Here is a 302-nt window from a genome sequence, read left to right on the forward strand (position 1 = left end):
TGACAATGAGTGTGATCACTGAGGATTTCCGCCGGTTGGATGGGGTTGCTCCGTTTCCGGCGGATTTGGCGTTCGTGTACTTCACGGTTCCGCGTCGTCGCGAGAACGCGGCCGGTACATGGGTTGTGGTGCCGGTCGAGGTGAAGTGCCGTCTTGTGGCGGGGAAACTGACATCTCCGAACCTGGATCCGGGTGAGGCGACGGTGCGGATCGGGCCGCACGGTCCGACGTACAAGATCATCATTCCGGCGACTGACGCCCGGTTGTGGGATCTGATCGAAATGTACGAAATTCCGGATCCT

General features: G+C 59.6%; 1 protein-coding gene. It reads left to right on the plus strand.

The genetic code is table 11. The features are described from left to right. The coding region (locus AC3XQU_RS23610) for a hypothetical protein (protein WP_489876572.1) at positions 1–302 on the plus strand (302 nt) is incomplete at both ends.

The organism is Telluria sp. AZSoR62, from assembly GCF_058111565.1.